This is a genomic window from Pseudomonas sp. P7758 (assembly GCF_013386485.1).
Lineage (GTDB): Bacteria > Pseudomonadota > Gammaproteobacteria > Pseudomonadales > Pseudomonadaceae > Aquipseudomonas.
In genome coordinates this window covers 2,316-4,732 of the sequence record NZ_JACARS010000179.1, presented here as the reverse complement: position 1 = coordinate 4,732, position 2,417 = coordinate 2,316, and the positions used below count along the sequence as shown (strand labels likewise).

The following is a 2,417-nucleotide window of genomic DNA, read 5'->3' as shown; positions in this document are numbered from 1 at the left end:
ACTTCATCGCCGTGGCTGAACAGGCACAAGCAGGCCGCGAACAGGCCATTCTGCGCGCCGGCGACCAGGGCGATATTGTCGGCGTGCACCGTAATCCCTTGCAGCAGGCTCTGCCGGGCCGCGATGGCTTCCCGCAGTTTCGGGCGGCCGAGCACAGGGGTGTAGTGGGTGTCGCCGGCGCGCAGGGCGTCCACGGCGGTTTCACAGATCGCGCTGTGTGTGGCGAAATCCGGGTCGCCGACACTGAGCACAATCACGTCTTCGCCACGCAGTTGGGCTTCGGCGGCGGCGTAGTGAATATCCCAGGCACTGACGGATTCGCCGCCAATGCGCCCCACAAAGGGTGAATAACGCATCCTTGCTCTCCTCGCCGACATCGATGCCCGCGTCAATTAGTCAATTTCAGTTCCACTGTAGAACATGCCGCCTGATCCACATCAAGGGCCGCGCGCAAAAAATCCGCTACAACAAAGCTGGGGCTGGCCATGCCCCGGTTATCTGCCTGATGACCCAATAAAAACGATTGCAGACCTGCGCCGAGGGGACCGCCCCAGGCCGGGTTATTAAAGGAATAGTGCGATGATTTTTCCCCTGTCACGTCTGGGCCTTGTGGGGGTGGTGCTGTGCCTTTCCCTTCCCCTGCACGCCAACGAAGCCGACCCCACGCTGATCGAACAGGGCAAATACGTTGCCCAACTGGGCGACTGCATCGCCTGCCACACCGCCAGGCAAGGCGCGCAGATGGCCGGCGGGCTGGAACTGGGCACGCCGATGGGCACGATCTATTCGAGCAACATCACCCCGGACCGTGACACCGGCATCGGCCAGTACACCTTCGAGCAGTTCGACCGGGTGATGCGTGAAGGCGTGACGCCGGCCGGGCAGAACCTGTACCCGGCGATGCCTTACCCGTCCTACGCGAAGATGAGCGAAGGCGACATGCGCGCCTTGTTCGCCTACCTGATGCAGGGCGTGGAGGCGGTGAACAAACCCAACCTGGACGCCGAGATGGGCTTCCCGTTCAACCAGCGCTGGGGCCTGGCGTTGTGGAATTTGGCGTTTCTCGACAAGCAACCATTCGTGCCGGACCCGGCGAAGGATGACGTGCTTAACCGTGGCGCCTACCTCGTCCAGGGCCTGGGCCACTGCGGCTCGTGCCACACCCCGCGCGGCATCGCCTTCCAGGAAAAAGCCATGAGCGACGCGGGCCGCAGTGGCCGGCATTACCTGGCCGGTGAGACTGTCGAGCACTGGCGCGCCTTGAGCCTGCGCAACCTGTGGACGGTGGACGACACCGTGCAATTGCTCAAGACCGGGCAGAACCGCTTTGCCACGGTCGCGGGCAACATGGCGGATGTGATTCATCACAGTACCCAACACTTCACCGATGCCGATTTGACCGCCATCGCGACGTATCTCAAATCCCTGCCGCCGGGCAAGGACGACCTGCCGATGCCCGCCGTGGCCCACGAACCCGCCGCACCGCCCAAGGACTTGTTCACCAGCCGTGGTGGCCTGGGTTACATGCAGTTTTGCAGTGACTGCCACCGCAGCGATGGCGGCGGGGTGAAAGGGCTGTTCCCGCCGTTGGCCGGCAACCCGAGCGTTGCCTCGAACAACCCGACGTCACTGCTGCACATCACCCTCACCGGTTGGGAAACCGCCGAGACCGCAGCCCATCCACGGGTCTACACCATGCCTGGGTTTGCGCGGTTGGCGGATCAGGAAATCGCTGAAATCCTCAGTTTCGCGCGCAGCAGTTGGGGCAACGAAGGCACGCCTGTCACGGCTGCCCAAGTGAAGAAAATGCGCGGCCAGCTCAACCCGGTCACCACCGATTCGTCAGCGTTTGAAACCCCACGCCTGGCCGAATTGTTGGCGGCGCCGAATGCCGATCAGGTGGTACGCGGCATGCGCCTGCACCTGCAGACCAAGGAACTGCTGCCCAATAACGTGGGCAACTCGCTGAACTGCACCAGCTGCCATCTCAACGCCGGCACCGTGGCGGATGGTTCGCCGTTTGTGGGCGTCTCGGCATTTTTCCCGAGCTATGCGCCGCGTGCGGGCAAGGTGGTGAGCCTGGAAGAGCGGATCAACGGCTGCTTCCGTCGCTCGATGAATGGCAAGCCGTTGCCAGCGGAATCGGCGGATATGCAGGCGATGGTGGCGTACTTCGACTGGATGAAAAACAACACCAGGCCCGAAGATAAAGTCGCCGGGCGCGGGGTGGGCAAGGTCGACCCGGCGATCAAGCCGGATATGCAGAATGGCAGGCAGGTGTACGCCCGGCAATGCGCGGTGTGCCATGGCGACAATGGCCAAGGGTTGACGCGGGCGGATGGCGAGTTGGTGTACCCGCCGTTGTGGGGCGAGCAGTCGTTCAATATCGGGGCGGGGATGGCGCGGCTGTACACGGC

At 63.2% G+C, this 2,417-nt stretch carries 2 protein-coding genes; one reads left to right on the top strand and one right to left on the bottom strand.

From position 1 onward, the window contains the following. Positions 1 to 356: aminotransferase class I/II-fold pyridoxal phosphate-dependent enzyme (locus tag HX873_RS29390; protein WP_177123598.1), on the bottom strand; the 356-nt coding region annotated here is incomplete at its 3' end. A 223-nt stretch (positions 357 to 579) separates the two neighbouring features. On the opposite strand from HX873_RS29390, the gene HX873_RS29385 reads away from it, so the two are divergent. After that, the coding region (locus tag HX873_RS29385; RefSeq protein WP_177123599.1) for a c-type cytochrome at positions 580 to 2,417 on the top strand (1,838 nt) is incomplete at its 3' end.